Source organism: Sporosarcina sp. E16_3, from assembly GCF_017347125.1.
Taxonomy (GTDB): Bacteria; Bacillota; Bacilli; order Bacillales_A; family Planococcaceae; genus Sporosarcina.
Genome location: NZ_JADPRX010000009.1, coordinates 41,569 through 58,619 on the forward strand (window position 1 = coordinate 41,569; position 17,051 = coordinate 58,619).

The window sequence follows — 17,051 nt, forward strand, 5'->3', positions numbered from 1 at the left end:
ACTACAACTTAACTGCGAAGGTAAATATCTTCTTCTTCATTACCTGGGGATTTTGTCATGAAACTGATTGTCACCATCAAAATAACGTTAGCGATTAAACCCAGTATTCCGGCATGGATACCGAATGGCGTAGAATCTGCAACAAGCTGGAAGTAAAAGTTGAGCGCTGTACCGAGTAGCAATCCGGTTACCACCCCTGATGCAGTTGCACGGCGCCAATATAATGCACTATACACCGCTGGTGCAAACTGAACAATTGCACCATATGCGCCCAAAAGAAGTGCAATTAGACCTTGGCCACCGAAAATAGTGATGAGATAAGCTAATCCGCCAATAACAAAAACACCAATACGCATAATTCGCAAAACAATTTTATCAGGTATATCTTTTTTCAGATTACGAATAATTCCGTCTGTCGTTTCCAATGAAGCACTATGTGTTATTGCATCCGCCGAAGACATTGCTGCCGCTAAGGCCCCTGCCCCAACTAGTCCATATACCCAGCCTGGCAGATTCATTACCGTTGTAACAAGAAACGGGAAAATCTGATCTGCGCTCTCCAATAGATTTGCATCAATTACTCCTTTAGCTGCAAACCCAACTAGAAGAAGAGGAATTAGAAACAATGCAAAAACTGGGTATACGAGTACAGTTTTCTTTATAGTTTTAGAATTTGAAGCGTATGATTTTGAAAACAAGTGAGGCCACATGAGAAAACCGATTACCGACACAAGAATTGTCGTCGTGAAAGGTATTTTACCCATGTTGGAACCTTCTTTGCCAATCTGAAGGAATGAAGGTTGCTCAATTGCAATAGTCGTGAACATTGTTCCAATTGAGTCATGAAGCTGGTGTACGATAGCCAACCCGACAACCCACGAAATAACAATCATTAGAAATCCTTGGAACACATCCGACCACGCCGCAGCGCGAAGACCCCCAGTAGCCACATAAACCACTACAATTCCATATGACACCAACGCACCCAACCAAAAGGGGATTCTTCCTTCTGTCATTATATTAAAGATAATCGCCATACCTGTAAGCTGAGTTGCTAAGTACTGAATTGACGCCAATAAAGCTATTAACCCGACGATGATACCTAAAGTTTTACTTCTGAATCTAATTTTCAAAAAGGAAGAAAGCGTATATAGATTATATTTCCTACCAATCTTCGATATTTTGGGCCCAATGATATACCAAGGCAATATAGCAAAAGCAGTATAAGTAATAATATAAAATGCAGGTGCCCCTTTTTCAAAAGCCCAGCCCGGGGCCCCTAGGAAGGAAAATGCACTGAAGACAGCTCCTCCCATTAAAAACCACATAACTATAAGACCAAGCTTACCGCCCGCCACAGCAAATTCATCTAATGAACTTGAGTCCCTTCCCTTACTAGCAAGCATGCCTACAACTAGTGCGACAACTAAATAAGCAATCATAATGAATAGCGCTATTTGCCAATGGGCCATTAATCTTCACCTTCTTCTGATTTAGTAGGATCCACTTTATATAAAATTAACATTGCTGTAAAAGTGATTAAAATCCATATGATAACCCAGAAAAACGAAAATGGTAATCCCATTATTATGGGTTCAGCCCTATTTGCAATTTCATATAACGGGAATATCAATAGTAAAAAAGGAATAGTTACTGTCACAATATATATAGTAGTAAACTTCTTCTTACTCATATTATCCCTCCTCAAATGATATTTTATAGACATTCATATTCTATTATTGATTTTTACTTACCATCTTCGTTACTGTCCTATATAACAACTCTGTGCCAAGAGAAATATCTTCAATAGAAGAGTACTCTTTCGGATTATGACTAATGCCACCTTTTGAACGGACGAATATCATCCCATAATCGCATACGTAAGACATAGCAAGCGAATCATGAAATGGTCCACTCATCAATTCAGGAGTATTCAACTTCATCTTCATACTTTCCGCTCTCATGATATTAATGATTTCCTCACTGCAATAACGGGGTTCATTTCTTGTATCCTCTGTTATCTCGTATATCAAGTTATTTTCTTCAGCTATTTGAGCGATTTCTCGACGTAATTTCTCTTCAATTTGATTTCTACGTTCTTCATTTATATCCCGAAGATCGACTGTAAATGTCACTTCTTCTGGAATAATATTTCTTGAATCAGGGAATACTTCCAGACTCCCTACCGTCCCTACCGTAGGTGCACTATTATTTTCACTTACAAGCTCATTCAACTTTACGATAACCTTTGCTGCTCCGAGTAGTGCATCTTGTCGCATATGCATCGGAACCGAACCAGCATGCCCGGCGAGCCCCTTTAACTTGACTGTGAGCCACAATGGACCAGAAATCCCGGTGACAATTCCAATCGATTCTCCGGCAACTTCTAATACGGGTCCTTGCTCAATATGTAACTCTATAAAAGAACCAATAGTGGAATGATCATATTCGGATTCTTTGAATCTTTCTGGGTCACATCCGAATTCAATCAACGCTTCTCTTCTTGACACACCATTTTTATCTGTACGATCCAGCTCTCCTTTTTCTAATCTGCCAAGTAGTCCTCTGACCCCAAAAAGCCCTTTGTTAAATCTACAGCCCTCTTCATCTGAAAATGCCACTACTTCAATCGGCCTAAAAGGAATAGTGTTTTGTTCCCCCATCGTCTGAATCACTTCAATTGCGCCAAGCACCCCAATTACACCGTCAAATCTTCCTCCATAAGGTTGTGAATCAATGTGTGAGCCGACCATAAGTATAGGTTCATTAGGTTTTTCCCCATTCAATCTTCCTATTAAATTTCCAAAATGATCGATTCTCGTTTCAAGTCCCGCTTCTTCCATCCACTTCTGTACTTTCAGGACCGCCTCTTTATCTTTTGATGAATGCGCAAGCCTGGAAACCCCATTAATTTCAATTTTCCCAATTTCAGCGAGTTCCTCAATTCTTTTTTCCAAACGTGGAGCGTTAATTAAAGTTGCTAGCGCTTTCATTTTACTCCCCCTCATAAAGTTTTTAATTTAGTCTCGTTACCCTACTCAATATTGTATTCCGAATATTCCATTAGTTCATTTCACTTTTAGTTAAGTCAATTCCATAATTACTTTACACCTTGTCCAATATTAAAGATGGATGGAAGTAGAGGATAAGTTATATAAGGATTTATACAGGATCAAAACTTTTAGGGACGACTCTATAATAATCACGAGATACAATACCTTTCATATAAGAAGTTCATATTATCTAACAGGAAAACGCCTTCACACATCTAAGAATGCGAAGAAGATTAGAAAGTGAAAATCCTGAAGCACTTCAAATTAGAATGTGGTTGTTCCCTTATCTAACCTATGCGACTATTTTTGTTATTACGGGAATCTTTATCGCAATGCTCGTCATAGAATCGTTACGGGTGCAGGCAGTACTCACCTTACTCATTGCCGGATTGACCGTCGCTTGATATTTCATCTTTGTTCGAAGAAAAGAAGGAATCAAAGAATTGAAGAAGGGAATTATACAACCTTCTTCAAGAACGCTACACTAATATATAAAAATATCCGGTATCACCCACATAATGGGCGATACCGGATTTCATCACTTTATGGTTTGCTAAAAATCCAGCCATATTTTAATAGCAGTCCCCAAAATAAGAAGTGCCAATAGCCATTGAAGTACTTTCGTATTCATCTTTTGACCAATTTTCGCCCCAATAGGCGCCGCTATTATACTTGCAACAATCATAACCGCCGCAGGTCCATACAACACTTGATCGGTCGCAACCTTCCCGATTGTCGAACCTATGGAAGAAATGAACGTAATGGCGAGCGATGTTGCAATCGTCATTCGCGTAGGTATCTTCAAAACAACCAGCATAATTGGTACGAGAATAAAAGCTCCTGCGGCTCCAACAATTCCTGCAGCAATACCAACAATGAATGCCAACACTGCCGCCAACCACTTATTGAATTTGACTTGATCGACCGGAATGTCATCCAATCCTTTCTTCGGAATGAACATCATAATTGCAGCGATTGTTGCCAATATACCGTAGACCAGGTTGATAGCACCTTCAGATAACAAATTCGAGCCGTATCCGCCGATAAAACTACCTACTAAAATACTCGACCCCATGTACAGAACCAACGATTTATTTATCAAACCACTTTTACGGTACGCCCATACGCCGGAAATCGTTGCGAAAAAGACTTGAATTGCACTTATTCCAGATACTTCATGAGCGGTAAAGACCGCAACACCAAGAAGAGGCGGGATATATAACAGCATCGGATACTTGATAATTGATCCGCCTATCCCGACCATTCCAGAAACAAAGGAACCAACAAATCCAATTAAAAATATCGTGATAATAAACGCAAAATCCACCCTATTTTCCTCCTTTCAAAAGGAGAAAGGGTATCCAACAAGCAGATACCCTTCCATTTTCAATCAACCTTTTTGAATCCAAAATGTAAATACGCCGGCCTCTTCCGTATGCTTCACTAAGTCATGACCACCTGATTTCGACCATGCAGCTAAATCTGCAACGGATCCTTTATCTGTCGCAAGAATTTCCAACACTTCTCCTGCTTCCATTTCCTTCATCACTTTTCTTGCACGTACAACCGGCATTGGACAAGCCAACCCTTTAGCGTCTAATACTTTGTTTGATTCCATTAAAAATCTCCCCTTAGTTTTTATTAAGTTATCTGATTGCACAACGATTTGGTCCGATTTCCATTTCACGTTGTGTTTCTTCATCAGGAATTATTTTGCCTATATTTGTTTCACGGATTTGCTGGTAAGCATTCGGTTGTGGTGGTAAATTACCTGTTACCATTTCTCTGAATTCTACTTCACTTTCAATATTCAAACCGTGGTTTTCTGCGAATAATGTACCTAGTTTCCCAGAAACACTACCATCGCTATTCAATTCTTCTATGATCATGAAGTGCGCAGGGAGAACAATCAATTCCCCTGACAATTCGTTATATCGTTTGTACAATGACTCCCGCAAATCGCCAACCCAATCTTCGGCTAAACCAGCAAGGTCGGGGCGTCCGATTGAATCGATGAACAAGATATCGCCTGAAAGTAAATACGTGTCATCTACTATGAATGATGTAGACCCAATTGTATGCCCTGGTGTATACAAAGGTTGAATGGCAATCGTCGCATTACCGATTGTAATCGACCGCCCCTCTTCTAATGACTCGTAGGCAAATAACACTTCACCGGCATCTTTTGGCGGCAACCAGTACGTTCCATTTACGACTTCAGCAATTTTGCGTCCCCCGGAAATATGATCCGCATGGAGATGTGTATCCAAAATATGCGTAATTTTGACATCCAACGTTTCCGCAAAATCGAGGAATACATCGGTCATCCGTGTTGCATCGACAATTGCCGCTTCCCCGTTTGATACGATCATGTATGACAGACAACCTTTACCGATTCGTACGAACTGATACAGCTCTCCGCCGCCTTTTAAGTCGCCTACTTTCACCGGCTCTAAATGTTCACTCCATGCCTTCATGCCGCCCCGTAAGTAATGGACTGCGCGCCCTTCTTCCGCAATCATTTCCCCAACCATAATAGATGAGCCTTCTTTTGCGCAGACAACGACAATATCTTGATCTGTAGGAAGCTGTTCTAGGATTTCTTCAACCCCATCGAGTAAATCGAAATAAGGGATATTGAGATACTGAATGTTCTTCCCTTCAATTTTCCAATCCGCAAAGGCATCTTCATTACGTACGTCTAGAATGAAAAATGGTTCTTGATTCACTACTTTTTTCGCTATTGTACTTGCCGTCATTGGTTGAACTGTCATTTGTATACCCCCTCTAGTAATTTCACTCATTAATTACACAACTTTTTCTGTAGGTCCGTTCCATTCACTCATGCCTGGGACAACGTTTTTCACTTTAATAAATCCGGCTTCAGCAAGTTTCCGAGAAGCTACATCACTGCGACTACCTGTACGGCATACGACGTAAACTTCCGTTTCTTTATCAAGATTCCCGAGTTCACTTTCAAGGTCACCTAGCGGCAAGGACTTAGCCCCCGGAATATGATTAAATGCGTATTCTGCCGATTCACGAACATCGAGCACAAGCACTTCACGATTCTTCTCTAAAATGGCTTTCAGTTGTTCATTCGACACGATGTGTGGGTGTTTTTTCTCAACTTGTTCATCTTCGCTTGATTTCCGTACATAATGCGTAAGAACTCCTGCTTCTTCAGTCGTGCCGAGATAATAATGTCCAGAACCCTCAGCCCATGCTTTTAAATCTGCCGTAGATCCTTTATCAGTCGCCTGCACTTCCAACACATTTCCCGGTTCCATTTCTTTCATAATCTTTCTCGTTTTGACGATTGGCATTGGACATGCCATTCCTTTTGCGTCAAGAATAAAATCAGTTTTTATCATGTCATCTGCCCCTTTTACTCATGCCCGTATGGGTATATTTTAATATAAAAAAATGGGTTATTCCACTGAACCTTCCCAGTCATTCATACCGCCAACCATGTTCACTACTTTAAAGCCGTGTCCCTCTAGCAATTGTGTGGCTCTTCCACTACGTCCACCTGAACGGCACACCATTGTGTACTCAATACTTTTATCCAATTCATGCATACGGAATTCCAATAATCCAAGCGGAATATGAATTGCTTGTGGTATTTTCCCTTCTTTCACTTCATCCACTTCACGCACGTCAATCAGGTGAATTGTTTTGTTGGTATTTAAATTTTCTTGAACTTCTAATGGTGTTATTTCAAGCATTTTAAACCCTCCATCTTTTAAATTTTAAATAAATAAGTTTACATTGCCTTCTTGAGCATCTCCAAGATAAGCAGCAACTCCACCGTACTGGATGCCATCCATCAATTCTTTCTGCTGCAAGCCTAGAAGATCCATCGTCATCGTACAAGCAACAAGTTTTATATCTTGTTCTTCAGCCAGTTCGATTAATTGCGGAAGTGTCATCGCATTGTGCTTTTTAATAACGTGTTTTATCATTTTAGGACCCATTCCAGCAAAGTTCATTTTGGAAATACCCATCTTATCTGCACCGCGCGGCATCATTTTACCAAATACTTTTTCAAGCAAACCTTTTTTTACTGGGACTAGTTCATCTTTTCGTAGTGCATTCAATCCCCAGAATGTATGAAATATCGTTACTTGGTGATCATAAGCTGCAGCACCATTTGCGATGATGTACGCCGCCATTGCTTTATCATAATCTCCACTGAATAATACAATGGTGGTTCTTTTCGTTTCAGACAATCAAATCTCCCTCTCTATTTGTACCCCACGGGGTATACTATGCATTAAAAAGAAAAGAGTCCATTATTTCATCGACTCTTTACTAGTAAATCTACAGCTTCTTTTACAATATCCTCTTGTGTTCTTGGATCGCTGTCATCCATTTGTTGAATACATTCAATCAGATTGGAGCTGACAATAACGCCAATCGTTCTATCTATAGCTGAGCGTGAAGCTGACAATTGTGTAATTACTTCTTTACAGTCTTTATTGTCATCCATCATTTTTAAAATACCTTTGATTTGTCCTTCAATTCGTTTTAGCCTGTTTTTTACTTTGTCATCGTATTCCATGCTCTTCACTTCCTTTTTTTTAAGCTATATCTGCATATTATACCCCGGCAGGTATGATGTCAACCTCTTTGCTTTTATTAAGATAAAAATTTCGGGACTTAACCAAAGCTATTTAAATAGCTAATAAAGTCTACTATCATGCAAATTTCGTAAAAATATGGTATACTAATAGTAGACAACATGTGTGTTATCGTTTACGTTAAGTTGTTTTCCATCTTCATCTACTTGTTGCTGCGGGTTTCCCCAAAAGCGCTTTTTAACTAGATGGCAAGATGAGAATGGATGATAGGGGGAATTCGAATGGCTTTTCCACGCAGGGAAAAAGAAGTATCGGATTTTGTCGCAGCGCGCAAAATCGACGAAGAAATTTCATTTGTCCGTAATGAACACGAAGTAAATGGTACTATTTTTAAAATACTTGAGAACTCCGTCATTGTTGAAATCTCATCCAAGGACGCCGAACTTATTGGCGCCGCGTCAAATCTTACTGTTGTTTCACATAAGAATTACTCAATCGTTTAATAAATATAAGAAAAAGGCATCCGCGATTAAAGCGATGCCTTTTTTCTATGCCTTTTATGAAGGGAGAATTAAACTTGCTGATGAATTGCTGGCAATGGACGACAGGTTGCACTAACTGAGCTATAGACTTCCCGAACTATACGACACCCCGCCCGAAACTATTCAATAAACTCCTAAAACTATACAACCGAAAAAGGGTTTCTCTTCCTATTCCCCGAAAAGTAGTAGAAAAGGGGGTTGTCCTTATGATTAGAAGTCTAGTACTCACTGCAATTACCGCTATGGCAATCGTTTATATTTTCTTTATTCCTGCTAATCCAGTCGGCTTCAAAATTATAATGAAACTGATTCCGATGGCACTTATCATCCTATTCGCATTAACGACAAGACCTCTTTTTTCTCCTACATACAAGCGGATTATCATCTTCGGCCTATTCGTCTGCATGATTGCGGATGCCGTTATCTATTGGTTTTTACCAGGACTTATTACTTTTTTAATTGGTCATATTTTTTACATATCGGCGTTCCATCATGTCGCACGGAAGTCCATGCCTATTTGGGCAGCTGTTCCGCTTCTTCTATATGCCACTGCCATGGCTGTCTGGATCGCTGGTTCACAGTTTTCCGCTGGTCAAACCATCCTCGGCATAGCCATTATTGCCTATATTGGTGTCATTTTGACTATGGGTTGGATGGCTATCCGAACGCGAATGAAGCTTACTATCATTGGCGCACTGCTATTTATGTTCTCAGATTCTGTTCTCGCAATCGATCGATTCGTTTACGAAATTCCATACCGCGATGCATTCGTTATGGTGACGTATTATGCCGCACAAGTTTTCCTAGCAGCCAGCATTGGAAGTCGAGTTGTAAAGTATTCCGTAAACCGGAACAATCTGATAAGATAGAGTTACCAGCACTTTATTAGGAGGAATTATTAACTATGAAAGAAAAACTAATCGAACGACTTGTACGTTATGCAAAAATTGACACACAATCAGATGCAGGAAGCTCTTCTACGCCTTCAACACCCGGCCAATGGGACCTTCTGCATGAATTACAAAAAGAACTCGCGAATATCGGTCTAGAAGACATTACTCTCGACGAAAACGGCTATTTGTTTGCAACACTGCCTGCTAATACAGACCGTGACGTACCTGTCATCGGATTTCTTGCACACGTTGACACAACGACCGATTACACCGGAAAAAACGTCAAGCCCCAGCGCATCGATAATTACGACGGCAATGATCTTCAACTGAACGACAACACAATAATGACAGTAAACGCTTTTCCCGAATTGAAAAACTATATCGGTCACACACTCATTACGACGGATGGTACAACGCTTCTCGGCGCGGATGATAAAGCAGGGATTGCTGAAATCGTTACAGCGATGGAATATTTGATTGCCAACCCGGATCTTAAACACGGGAAACTGCGCATCGCCTTCACTCCTGACGAAGAAATCGGCCGTGGACCACATAAATTTAATGTCGAAAAATTCGGCGCCAAATATGCGTATACGATGGATGGCGGACCACTTGGTGAACTGCAATACGAAAGTTTCAACGCGGCGGCTGCTAAAGTTACATTCCACGGTGTCAGCGTTCACCCTGGTTCCGCGAAAGATAAAATGGTCAACTCCGTTTTACTAGCCAATCAATTCCAGGCAGCAATGCCGCCAAATGAAATTCCTGAGAAAACCGATGGCTACGAAGGATTTGTTCATCTTATGCAGTTCAACGGGTCCACTGAAGAAACAACACTTGGCTATATCATCCGCTATTTCGACCGTGAAACCTTCAAAGCCAGAAAACAGCTGATGATTGAAACCGCTAATAAGCTCAAGAAAGAATACGGCGAGAACGCAGTCACACTCGAAATCGAAGACCAATACTTCAATATGGGAGAAAAAATTGAACCTGTCATGGAAATAGTTGATATCATGTCTGATGCATTCAAAAACCTCAATATTGAACCGAACATCGTACCCGTACGCGGTGGTACAGATGGTTCCCAATTGTCGTACATGGGTATGCCAACGCCTAACATCTTCACAGGCGGAGAAAATTATCATGGCAAATACGAATATATTTCAGTCGATAATATGGTGAAAGCGACAAATGTCATCATTGAAGCCGTGAAACTTTTTGAAGAACGCGCCTAAATAAGAGGGGGATAACTTATGAGGGAAATTTGGATTGGTGTCCTTTCCTCCGTTTTTTTCGCGGTGACATTCATTTTGAACAGATCTATGGAATTATCGGGAGGAAGCTGGCTTTGGAGCGCCTCCCTCCGCTATTTCTTTATGGTACCTTTTTTAATCGCTATCGTCGCTTACCGCAAAGGTCTTGGTGATGTGAAGAAGGAATTTGTCCGTAAACCTGCACCATTTTTCGTCTGGAGCGTAACGGCCTTTGTCTTATTCTACGCACCACTTACATACGCGGCAGCTTACAGTCCGGGTTGGCTTCTTGCTGGCACATGGCAATTGACAATTGTGGCCGGCATCCTGCTTGCACCTTTCTTCACGTTGATTATTAAAACACCAGATGGCGAAAAAAAGATTCGGCATAAAATCCCGCTTGTCTCACTTGGTATTACTCTTATTATTTTTGCCGGTGTCGTACTAATCCAAATTCCGCACGCACAAAGCGTTGAACCGCGTACGTTACTGCTTGGCATCATTCCCGTTATTTTAGCAGCGTTCGCCTACCCGCTTGGTAACCGCAAAATGATGGAACTTCTAGGTGGTCGACTTGATACGTTTCAACGTGTGCTTGGAATGACGCTTATGACAATTCCCATCTGGATTGGCTTTTCCATCTATGCGTTCTGGTCAGTCGGACCCCCTTCTATGAGCCAGCTTGGTCAGTCGTTCATCGTTGGTATCAGTTCTGGCGTCATCGCTACAACCTTATTTTTCATGGCAACCGACCGCGTACGCGGAGATCAAGGCAAACTTGCCGCCGTGGAAGCAACACAGTCAACACAGCTTATTTTTGTTATCCTTGGCGAAATGATGATTCTCGGCATTGCACTGCCCGGTACGCTTTCTTTAGTTGGCATCGCAGGAATCATTACAGGAATGGTATTGCATAGTTTGCAAACATCGGTGACGAAACAGGAGAAAATAACTTAACAAGAAATAGCCTCCCAAAGTTGAAATTTCACTCGGGAGGCTATTTTTCACTTCGGATTGAGACGCTAGTATGTTCAGGCTATTAGGTGGGTTTAAATTTCCTCATGGCTAACCATCCAAAATATAAAGCTTGGGCAAAGAAAAGTATTCCCCAAGCTTGGGCAGGGATCAGATGAGTTAGTCCAGCCAGACTAGTTGCATCTCCTGCTTGTAATGGCGTTTTAAAACTTATATACATAATCTCAAACGCCGATGTAATGGATTCTATAAAGATAATGGAAACCAAAAATAGAACAACGTATTCAATAATCAGGCCTTCAGCTTTCCAAAGTAACCATACAAATGCCGCGGTAAAGGTAATGATCCAGAAAAAACCGTATACGTTTCTAACCCAAAATAGTAAACTGATTCCCAAGATGGCTAATAAAATGTAAATCACCATCGAATAACGTCCTTTGTAAATAAGGAAGAAGAAAGTACATGCCATAAATGAAGAAAAAACATATCCCGCTAACCCTGTGATGAACTTACCTATCCAAAATTGATGACTCGAATAAGCTACTCCCTCTGTATTTGAAAATAAATGGATTTCATGCGCCTTACCAAAAGTTAGTATACTGGCCAGTTGATGGCCTACCTCATGAATTAGTGTATTTGCAACAGCGAAGTATTTACCGGCGATTGGTAACTTCGTTAATATAATGGCTAAGACTAAAAACACTAGCACTTTTATGAGTAGTTTCAACCTTCTATCTCCTTTGTTTGGGTACGAGAATATTCTATATAGGTTGAGTTAATGATTACATTGAATGACGCTTCGGCTACCCCTTGTAAGGCGCCTACGCTTAATTTATACGCCATATTCAATACTTCAACATTTATAGCTACTTTTAGTTTAGCATTTAGAAAGTCGAAATGCGATGATGTTCCTTCTAGGGTTGGATCCATAAATAAGTGCAACCCTGATAGGAAGGTACAAAAAAAGAGCTAAAATCACTAGCTCTGAAAGGGTTTTTATTTAGAGGTGTCAACTCTTACATCATATTAATTACAGCGATCACCGCTTATATTCTCCAATCGCCTCGACCGCTTTTTCCGTAATCGAGGTATCTATCGCTTTATCAAAATCAATCTCACCACGGATAGCACCATTTGCTTTGTACGCGTCATATTGCTTTTTAATATCGTCGATGAACATCTTACCATCTGGATCGAGGCCGGTGACGTTGACTTTCTCCCAAAGCGCCGGGTCTTTCAACGCTGTATGCTTCGTCATAATGTCGATTATCTCGTCTTTTCCTTCACCTTTGATAAATCCATCATTGTAATCACGCACACCTTTCAAATAGGCGGCCATGAATCGCAATGATATGTCTTGCTCTTCGGCCATGAATTGAGGTGAACCTAACACCATTGCAATTTGGGACTCCGGCGCAAAATCAGTCGTGTCTCCAAATCGTACATGAAATCCTTTTTCTACGCCAGTTGCGATGAGCGGTTCAATATTAACGGCTGCGTCAATTGTTCCATTACTGATTGCACCGAGCATACTACCAAAATCGCTCATAAGGACAAATTCGACGTCATCCTTTGTCAATCCGGCATATTTAATCATTTCCTCGTAAATGTATTCATCAATCGAGTTGTGTGATGATACGCCAACTTTCTTCCCTTTAAAATCTTTATACTCTTTTATTACGTCAACCATATGATTACCTATGACAAGTGTAAAATACGACTTGCCTGGCACGTTATGCCCTTTATCCGCAATAATTTTCACGTCAATGCCTTGCCCAATCGCGTTGAAGAACGACGCAGTGGAAACACCGCCTGCAATATCCACTTCCCCAGCTGCTAACGCTGGAAGCATGTCATCGCTGTTTGCAAACTGAGCAAACTCTACTTCAATATTATAGTCTTCAAAGTAGCCTCTCTCTTTTGCAATATAGAATCCGGCACCAGATGCAGCACCGTCCTCTGCAATGACGACTTTTGCACGTTTTTCAAGCGGTGCCAAATCACCTGAAGGATTAACTGCAGCTACTTCTTCAGGTTTTTTATCTTCTACTACTGGTTTCGCCGTCTCTTTAGGAGAACAAGCACCAACGATTAGCGCTATCGCAAATAACGATAGCAACCATCCGTTTTTCATCCACTTTGCCATCGAACCTCTCCCTTTCTATTCATCTTCTTGTCTTGAACGCTGCACTTCTTCCTGCAAGTGCTTCCATATTTCCACGAATTGTCCTGCCATAACGGGGTTTTCTCGTATGTCCTCGATTTTTCGCGGGCGTGGCATATCGACAATAATTTCTCGAATAATTTTACCTGGCTGTGAACTCATCAGTAAGATACGATCACTTAGCAATAACGCTTCGTCGATACTATGGGTAATGAATAAAATCGTCTTCCCGGTTTCCGACCAAATTGACAGCAATTCTTCCTGCAAGATGAATTTATTTTGTTCATCAAGTGCACCGAACGGTTCATCCATCAACAATATTTCTGGATCGTTGGCAAATGCACGTGCAATGCTCACCCGTTGTTTCATCCCCCCAGATAGCTCTTTTGGATAAAGGGATGAAAATTTTTCTAGACCAGTCTTTTTCAAGTAATATGCCGTACGCTCTTTTATGAACTTTTTCGGCATATGGCGCATTTTGAGTCCGAACTCCACATTCTTTTCGACAGTGAGCCACGGAATGATACCCCTTTCCTGGAACACCATTGATTGCAACGGTCGATTCTCTCCATCCGTCGCAATCGCAATTGTAAATTCACCAATACTAGGGGTTTCAAGCCCTGCTAAGATTCGAAGTAACGTTGATTTACCGCAGCCACTTGGTCCAACTATACAAACGAATTCCCCATCATTGATTGTTACATTAATATCGTCAAGCGCCGTAACACTGCCTTGTTTTTTATAAAATGCCTTGGTTAAATTGCGTATGATGATTTTTGCTTTCTTGCTCATCTACTCACCTCCACGGTAACATCTTTTTCTGAATTCCTCGTAGCAACAGCGAGAACAGATAACCGAAAAACGAAATGAGGATGAGCCCAACGTACATTTCTTGCAGTAAAAATGATTTGTACGAAACCCAGATTAGATAGCCAATCCCTGATGTAGCACCCATCATTTCCGCTGCGACAATTGTCAGAAGCGCAATCGCCTGCCCCATCTGAATCCCTTCCAACATAACGGGCATTGCACCTGGAAAAGCAATTTTCGTAAAGAAATCTAGTTTACTGGCTCCATAATTTTTTGCAACATCCAAATAGATTGAATCAATATTAATGACACCAGCCGCCGTATTAATAACAACAGGAAAAAAAACACTACCAGCTATCGTTATAACTTTTGATAAATCCCCGATTCCAAAAAGAATAATAATGATTGGAAGCAAGGCAAGTGTAGGTATCGGCATGAGCGCCATCACAATTGGCGAAACAAAATGCCGAATTGGCGTATAAAGCCCCATTAGCAGACCGATGACGACACCGGGTATGACACCTAGCAAAAATCCGACAAAGATTCTGTATAATGAAACACCGATATGACCAGCCATTTCACCACTTGAAATCATCCCAAAAAACGTACTCACAATTGCGGATGGAGGTGGGAAGAAACGAATATCAATCATTCCAGTCCTCGACAACAGTTCCCACATGAGAAGCAGGAACAATGGCGAGGCAATCGTCAGCATCTGCTTTAGCCGCTCTTTCGTTTGCCTTTGTTTCCATTCGCGCTGTTCGATTTCAAACGGATCGTATCGGACAGCCTTATCATCTCTCTTCAACGTCCACCACCTCTTCATTCAAATAGTATGTGTCAGCCTAATAAAGTGTGTTGGGCATATGCAGATAAACGGGCATAATCTATTCTTTTCTACAAAAAAATCCATGAGAGCAACATTCCCCATGGATTTTCCCGATTTTCATTATCCGCGCCAAGCACTCATGCCGCCTGTAACGTTCAAAACGTCCGTAAACTTTTCTTTCTTCAATATTTTCGCTGCTTGTCCGCTTCGCATGCCACTTTGACAAATAACAACGGTTTCTTTCGATTTGTCCAGGCTAGCCAACTGTGATTTCAATGTGTTCAACGGAACATTTTTAAACTCTTTAATATGTCGTCCTTTATATTCGCCAGGCGTCCGAACGTCGATGAACTGTACTGATTTATTTTTCAACATTCCTTTCAAGTCCCCTGTCGAAACAGAACGAACACCTTTAGCCGGCATCATGCGCCAAGCAATAAATCCGACGATTAGTAATATAAATAGCCACTCCATAAAGTCCCACTCCCATTCTTCTTTAGATCTTAATTCGAAATATACCACACGGGGTATAAAGGCGCAATCAATTTGTTCCGAACATAAAAACAGCGCTCCTCGTAAGGAACGCTGTTTCGATGTCAATATAGTATGCCATTTTTCTTCGCATCAAACACTAATTCTTCCCGGAATGCCGGATGGGCAATATCTATGAGCGCTTTTGCACGTTCAGACAACGACTTGCCATACAGACTAGCGATGCCGTATTCAGTGACGATATTGTCGACGTCATTTTTCGACGTCGTTACGACAGAACCTAGCGACAATTGCAGTTTAATGCGTGAAATCGTGTCGTTTTTCACTGTCGAATACATGCAAATAAAACCTTTACCACGCTTCGCAAAACGTGCCCCGCGTGCAAAGTCTGCTTGTCCACCGGTTGACGAATAATAGCGTCCTCCAATTGTTTCGGAAGCACATTGTCCATAAAGGTCAACCTCTGTTGTCGCATTGATGGACACAATTCTTTCTTCTTTCGCAATCTCACGCGGATCATTCACCATACTTACCGGTAAAAATTCAACAGCAGGATTTTCATGGATGAAATCGTACAAACGCTGTGATCCAAATGCAAATGTTGCTACAATCTTCCCTTTATGTGTGAACTTCTTTGTCCCATCGACAGCTCCTGCTTTTACGAGATCAACGATTCCGTCTGTCAGCATTTCAGTATGGATACCTAGGTGACGGTGATCTTTCAGCATGCTCATAACGGCATTCGGGATGGCACCTATACCAATTTGGAGTGAATCCCCATTTTCAATAACATTCGTTACAAATTCAGCGATTTTAAGATCTTTGTCGCCGATTAATGGAGGCTTTTCTTCTGATAAAGGCACATCGTTTTCAATGTAGCCCGCTATTTGGCTAATATGGATTTGGTTTTCACCGTATGTGCGCGGCATATGATTATTCACTTCTAAAACAAATGGAACATGACCGATGAACTCGGAAATATAGTCCGCCTGTGTGCCCAATGAAAAATAACCGTGTTCATCCATTGGTGACACAACTGTCATGATCAACGACATGTTCGTAATTTTCTTTAACATGCGTGGGATTTCATGGAAAACGTTCGGGACTAATTCTGTGTTTCCTTCTTGATAAGCCCTACGCGTTGCGCCACTTAAAAAGTAAGAGACATGTGAAAGATTACCTTTCATTTTACCGTTTATATAATCCCGCTCCCGAAGAGCAAGCATTTGATGGATTCTAACGTTCTGTAATTTCAAATGATTCTCTTCCAATATATCCAGCAGACGATGAGGTTCCCCATTGGCAATCGGGATAATAATATCTGCCTCTTTGTCAATCAAATCAATAAACTGTTGTGCACTCAATCGTTTTTCCACGTTGGTTTTTTCACTCCTATAAAAGTCCGTCTATTCAATTAGTATACAGTAGACCGAGCGCTCGCTCAACTTGATGAT

Annotated in this window: 21 protein-coding genes and 1 pseudogene; 5 read left to right on the forward strand and 17 right to left on the reverse strand. The window is 41.1% G+C overall.

Going from position 1 to position 17,051, the window contains the following annotated elements:
* Positions 1-8: 8 nt before the first annotated feature.
* From I2483_RS07770 to I2483_RS07780, 3 genes are read right to left on the reverse strand one after another with little or no spacing between them, the layout of a single operon-like run.
* Positions 9-1,472 (reverse strand): sodium:solute symporter family protein, encoded by a 1,464-nt coding sequence (locus I2483_RS07770; protein WP_207175039.1) that lies wholly within the window; start codon positions 1,470-1,472, stop codon positions 9-11.
* Positions 1,472-1,693 (reverse strand): DUF3311 domain-containing protein, encoded by a 222-nt coding sequence (locus I2483_RS07775; protein ID WP_207175041.1) that lies wholly within the window; start codon positions 1,691-1,693, stop codon positions 1,472-1,474. Before I2483_RS07775 ends, I2483_RS07770 begins: the two co-directional genes overlap by 1 nt.
* Before the next feature lie 43 nt (positions 1,694-1,736).
* Positions 1,737-2,993 (reverse strand): M20 family metallo-hydrolase, encoded by a 1,257-nt coding sequence (locus I2483_RS07780; RefSeq protein WP_207175043.1) that lies wholly within the window; start codon positions 2,991-2,993, stop codon positions 1,737-1,739.
* Positions 2,994-3,256: 263 nt separating this feature from the next.
* Here I2483_RS07780 and I2483_RS07785 point away from each other — a divergent pair.
* Positions 3,257-3,451: pseudogene (locus I2483_RS07785) on the forward strand (GABA permease); the annotation flags it as partial.
* Between the two features lie 155 nt (positions 3,452-3,606).
* Here the strand turns inward: I2483_RS07785 and I2483_RS07790 are convergent.
* From I2483_RS07790 to I2483_RS07820, 7 genes are all read right to left on the reverse strand, one after another.
* Positions 3,607-4,380 (reverse strand): TSUP family transporter, encoded by a 774-nt coding sequence (locus I2483_RS07790; RefSeq protein ID WP_207175047.1) that lies wholly within the window; start codon positions 4,378-4,380, stop codon positions 3,607-3,609.
* Between the two features lie 63 nt (positions 4,381-4,443).
* Complete coding sequence (locus I2483_RS07795) at positions 4,444-4,671, reverse strand: sulfurtransferase TusA family protein (protein WP_207175049.1); 228 nt, start codon at positions 4,669-4,671, stop codon at positions 4,444-4,446.
* Positions 4,672-4,699: 28 nt separating this feature from the next.
* Positions 4,700-5,827: an MBL fold metallo-hydrolase gene (locus I2483_RS07800; RefSeq protein WP_207175051.1), complete on the reverse strand. Its 1,128-nt coding sequence runs from the start codon at positions 5,825-5,827 to the stop codon at positions 4,700-4,702.
* Between the two features lie 33 nt (positions 5,828-5,860).
* Positions 5,861-6,427: a sulfurtransferase TusA family protein gene (locus tag I2483_RS07805; protein WP_207175053.1), complete on the reverse strand. Its 567-nt coding sequence runs from the start codon at positions 6,425-6,427 to the stop codon at positions 5,861-5,863.
* Positions 6,428-6,484: 57 nt separating this feature from the next.
* Positions 6,485-6,781: a rhodanese-like domain-containing protein gene (locus I2483_RS07810; RefSeq protein ID WP_207175055.1), complete on the reverse strand. Its 297-nt coding sequence runs from the start codon at positions 6,779-6,781 to the stop codon at positions 6,485-6,487.
* A gap of 24 nt (positions 6,782-6,805) precedes the next feature.
* Positions 6,806-7,285: a DsrE/DsrF/DrsH-like family protein gene (locus tag I2483_RS07815; RefSeq protein WP_207175058.1), complete on the reverse strand. Its 480-nt coding sequence runs from the start codon at positions 7,283-7,285 to the stop codon at positions 6,806-6,808.
* 68 nt (positions 7,286-7,353) lie between these two features.
* Positions 7,354-7,617 carry a metal-sensitive transcriptional regulator gene (locus I2483_RS07820; protein ID WP_186668244.1) on the reverse strand — a complete coding sequence of 88 codons (264 nt, stop codon included), beginning with the start codon at positions 7,615-7,617 and terminating at the stop codon, positions 7,354-7,356.
* A gap of 300 nt (positions 7,618-7,917) precedes the next feature.
* On the opposite strand from I2483_RS07820, the gene I2483_RS07825 reads away from it, so the two are divergent.
* From I2483_RS07825 to I2483_RS07840, 4 genes are all read left to right on the forward strand, one after another.
* A complete protein-coding gene (locus I2483_RS07825) occupies positions 7,918-8,139 on the forward strand; it encodes a DUF2187 family protein (protein ID WP_067213589.1) in 222 nt (73 codons plus the stop codon).
* Positions 8,140-8,384: 245 nt separating this feature from the next.
* Positions 8,385-9,047: a lysoplasmalogenase gene (locus I2483_RS07830; protein WP_207175060.1), complete on the forward strand. Its 663-nt coding sequence runs from the start codon at positions 8,385-8,387 to the stop codon at positions 9,045-9,047.
* A 35-nt stretch (positions 9,048-9,082) separates the two neighbouring features.
* Positions 9,083-10,309: a peptidase T gene (gene pepT, locus I2483_RS07835; RefSeq protein WP_207175062.1), complete on the forward strand. Its 1,227-nt coding sequence runs from the start codon at positions 9,083-9,085 to the stop codon at positions 10,307-10,309.
* Positions 10,310-10,327: 18 nt separating this feature from the next.
* Entirely contained in the window at positions 10,328-11,284 is a 957-nt protein-coding gene (locus tag I2483_RS07840; RefSeq protein WP_207175064.1) for a DMT family transporter, read from the forward strand.
* Between the two features lie 82 nt (positions 11,285-11,366).
* On the opposite strand, the gene I2483_RS07845 is transcribed toward I2483_RS07840, so the two are convergent.
* From I2483_RS07845 to I2483_RS07875, 7 genes are all read right to left on the reverse strand, one after another.
* Positions 11,367-12,029, reverse strand: a complete 663-nt coding sequence (locus I2483_RS07845; protein ID WP_207175066.1) for a M50 family metallopeptidase — start codon at positions 12,027-12,029, stop codon at positions 11,367-11,369.
* On the reverse strand, positions 12,026-12,232 hold the full coding sequence (locus I2483_RS07850; RefSeq protein ID WP_207175068.1) for a hypothetical protein: 207 nt from the start codon (positions 12,230-12,232) through the stop codon (positions 12,026-12,028). The genes I2483_RS07845 and I2483_RS07850 overlap by 4 nt, the downstream gene beginning before the upstream one ends.
* A 109-nt stretch (positions 12,233-12,341) precedes the next feature.
* On the reverse strand, positions 12,342-13,436 hold the full coding sequence (locus I2483_RS07855; RefSeq protein WP_207175179.1) for an ABC transporter substrate-binding protein: 1,095 nt from the start codon (positions 13,434-13,436) through the stop codon (positions 12,342-12,344).
* 27 nt (positions 13,437-13,463) lie between these two features.
* The gene (locus I2483_RS07860) at positions 13,464-14,258 is read right to left on the reverse strand and encodes an ABC transporter ATP-binding protein (RefSeq protein WP_207175070.1); all 795 of its coding nucleotides are present in this window, start codon (positions 14,256-14,258) and stop codon (positions 13,464-13,466) included.
* A gap of 4 nt (positions 14,259-14,262) precedes the next feature.
* The gene (locus tag I2483_RS07865; RefSeq protein WP_481886326.1) at positions 14,263-14,991 is read right to left on the reverse strand and encodes an ABC transporter permease; all 729 of its coding nucleotides are present in this window, start codon (positions 14,989-14,991) and stop codon (positions 14,263-14,265) included.
* Between the two features lie 234 nt (positions 14,992-15,225).
* Complete coding sequence (locus I2483_RS07870) at positions 15,226-15,579, reverse strand: rhodanese-like domain-containing protein (protein ID WP_207175074.1); 354 nt, start codon at positions 15,577-15,579, stop codon at positions 15,226-15,228.
* A 122-nt stretch (positions 15,580-15,701) separates the two neighbouring features.
* Positions 15,702-16,973: an acetyl-CoA hydrolase/transferase family protein gene (locus I2483_RS07875; protein WP_207175076.1), complete on the reverse strand. Its 1,272-nt coding sequence runs from the start codon at positions 16,971-16,973 to the stop codon at positions 15,702-15,704.
* Positions 16,974-17,051 lie beyond the last annotated feature (78 nt).

Bases quoted from the DNA above. Each gene is read 5' to 3' on its own strand.
- I2483_RS07770 (WP_207175039.1), bottom strand. From the start codon at position 1,472: ATGGCCCATTGGCAAATAGCGCTATTCATTATGATTGCTTATTTAGTT.
- I2483_RS07775 (WP_207175041.1), bottom strand. From the start codon at position 1,693: ATGAGTAAGAAGAAGTTTACTACTATATATATTGTGACAGTAACTATT.
- I2483_RS07780 (WP_207175043.1), bottom strand. From the start codon at position 2,993: ATGAAAGCGCTAGCAACTTTAATTAACGCTCCACGTTTGGAAAAAAGA.
- I2483_RS07795 (WP_207175049.1), bottom strand. From the start codon at position 4,671: ATGGAATCAAACAAAGTATTAGACGCTAAAGGGTTGGCTTGTCCAATG.
- I2483_RS07800 (WP_207175051.1), bottom strand. From the start codon at position 5,827: ATGACAGTTCAACCAATGACGGCAAGTACAATAGCGAAAAAAGTAGTG.
- I2483_RS07805 (WP_207175053.1), bottom strand. From the start codon at position 6,427: ATGATAAAAACTGATTTTATTCTTGACGCAAAAGGAATGGCATGTCCA.
- I2483_RS07810 (WP_207175055.1), bottom strand. From the start codon at position 6,781: ATGCTTGAAATAACACCATTAGAAGTTCAAGAAAATTTAAATACCAAC.
- I2483_RS07820 (WP_186668244.1), bottom strand. From the start codon at position 7,617: ATGGAATACGATGACAAAGTAAAAAACAGGCTAAAACGAATTGAAGGA.
- I2483_RS07825 (WP_067213589.1), top strand. From the start codon at position 7,918: ATGGCTTTTCCACGCAGGGAAAAAGAAGTATCGGATTTTGTCGCAGCG.
- I2483_RS07830 (WP_207175060.1), top strand. From the start codon at position 8,385: ATGATTAGAAGTCTAGTACTCACTGCAATTACCGCTATGGCAATCGTT.
- pepT (WP_207175062.1), top strand. From the start codon at position 9,083: ATGAAAGAAAAACTAATCGAACGACTTGTACGTTATGCAAAAATTGAC.
- I2483_RS07840 (WP_207175064.1), top strand. From the start codon at position 10,328: ATGAGGGAAATTTGGATTGGTGTCCTTTCCTCCGTTTTTTTCGCGGTG.
- I2483_RS07850 (WP_207175068.1), bottom strand. From the start codon at position 12,232: ATGGATCCAACCCTAGAAGGAACATCATCGCATTTCGACTTTCTAAAT.
- I2483_RS07855 (WP_207175179.1), bottom strand. From the start codon at position 13,436: ATGAAAAACGGATGGTTGCTATCGTTATTTGCGATAGCGCTAATCGTT.
- I2483_RS07860 (WP_207175070.1), bottom strand. From the start codon at position 14,258: ATGAGCAAGAAAGCAAAAATCATCATACGCAATTTAACCAAGGCATTT.
- I2483_RS07865 (WP_481886326.1), bottom strand. From the start codon at position 14,991: ATGCTGACGATTGCCTCGCCATTGTTCCTGCTTCTCATGTGGGAACTG.
- I2483_RS07870 (WP_207175074.1), bottom strand. From the start codon at position 15,579: ATGGAGTGGCTATTTATATTACTAATCGTCGGATTTATTGCTTGGCGC.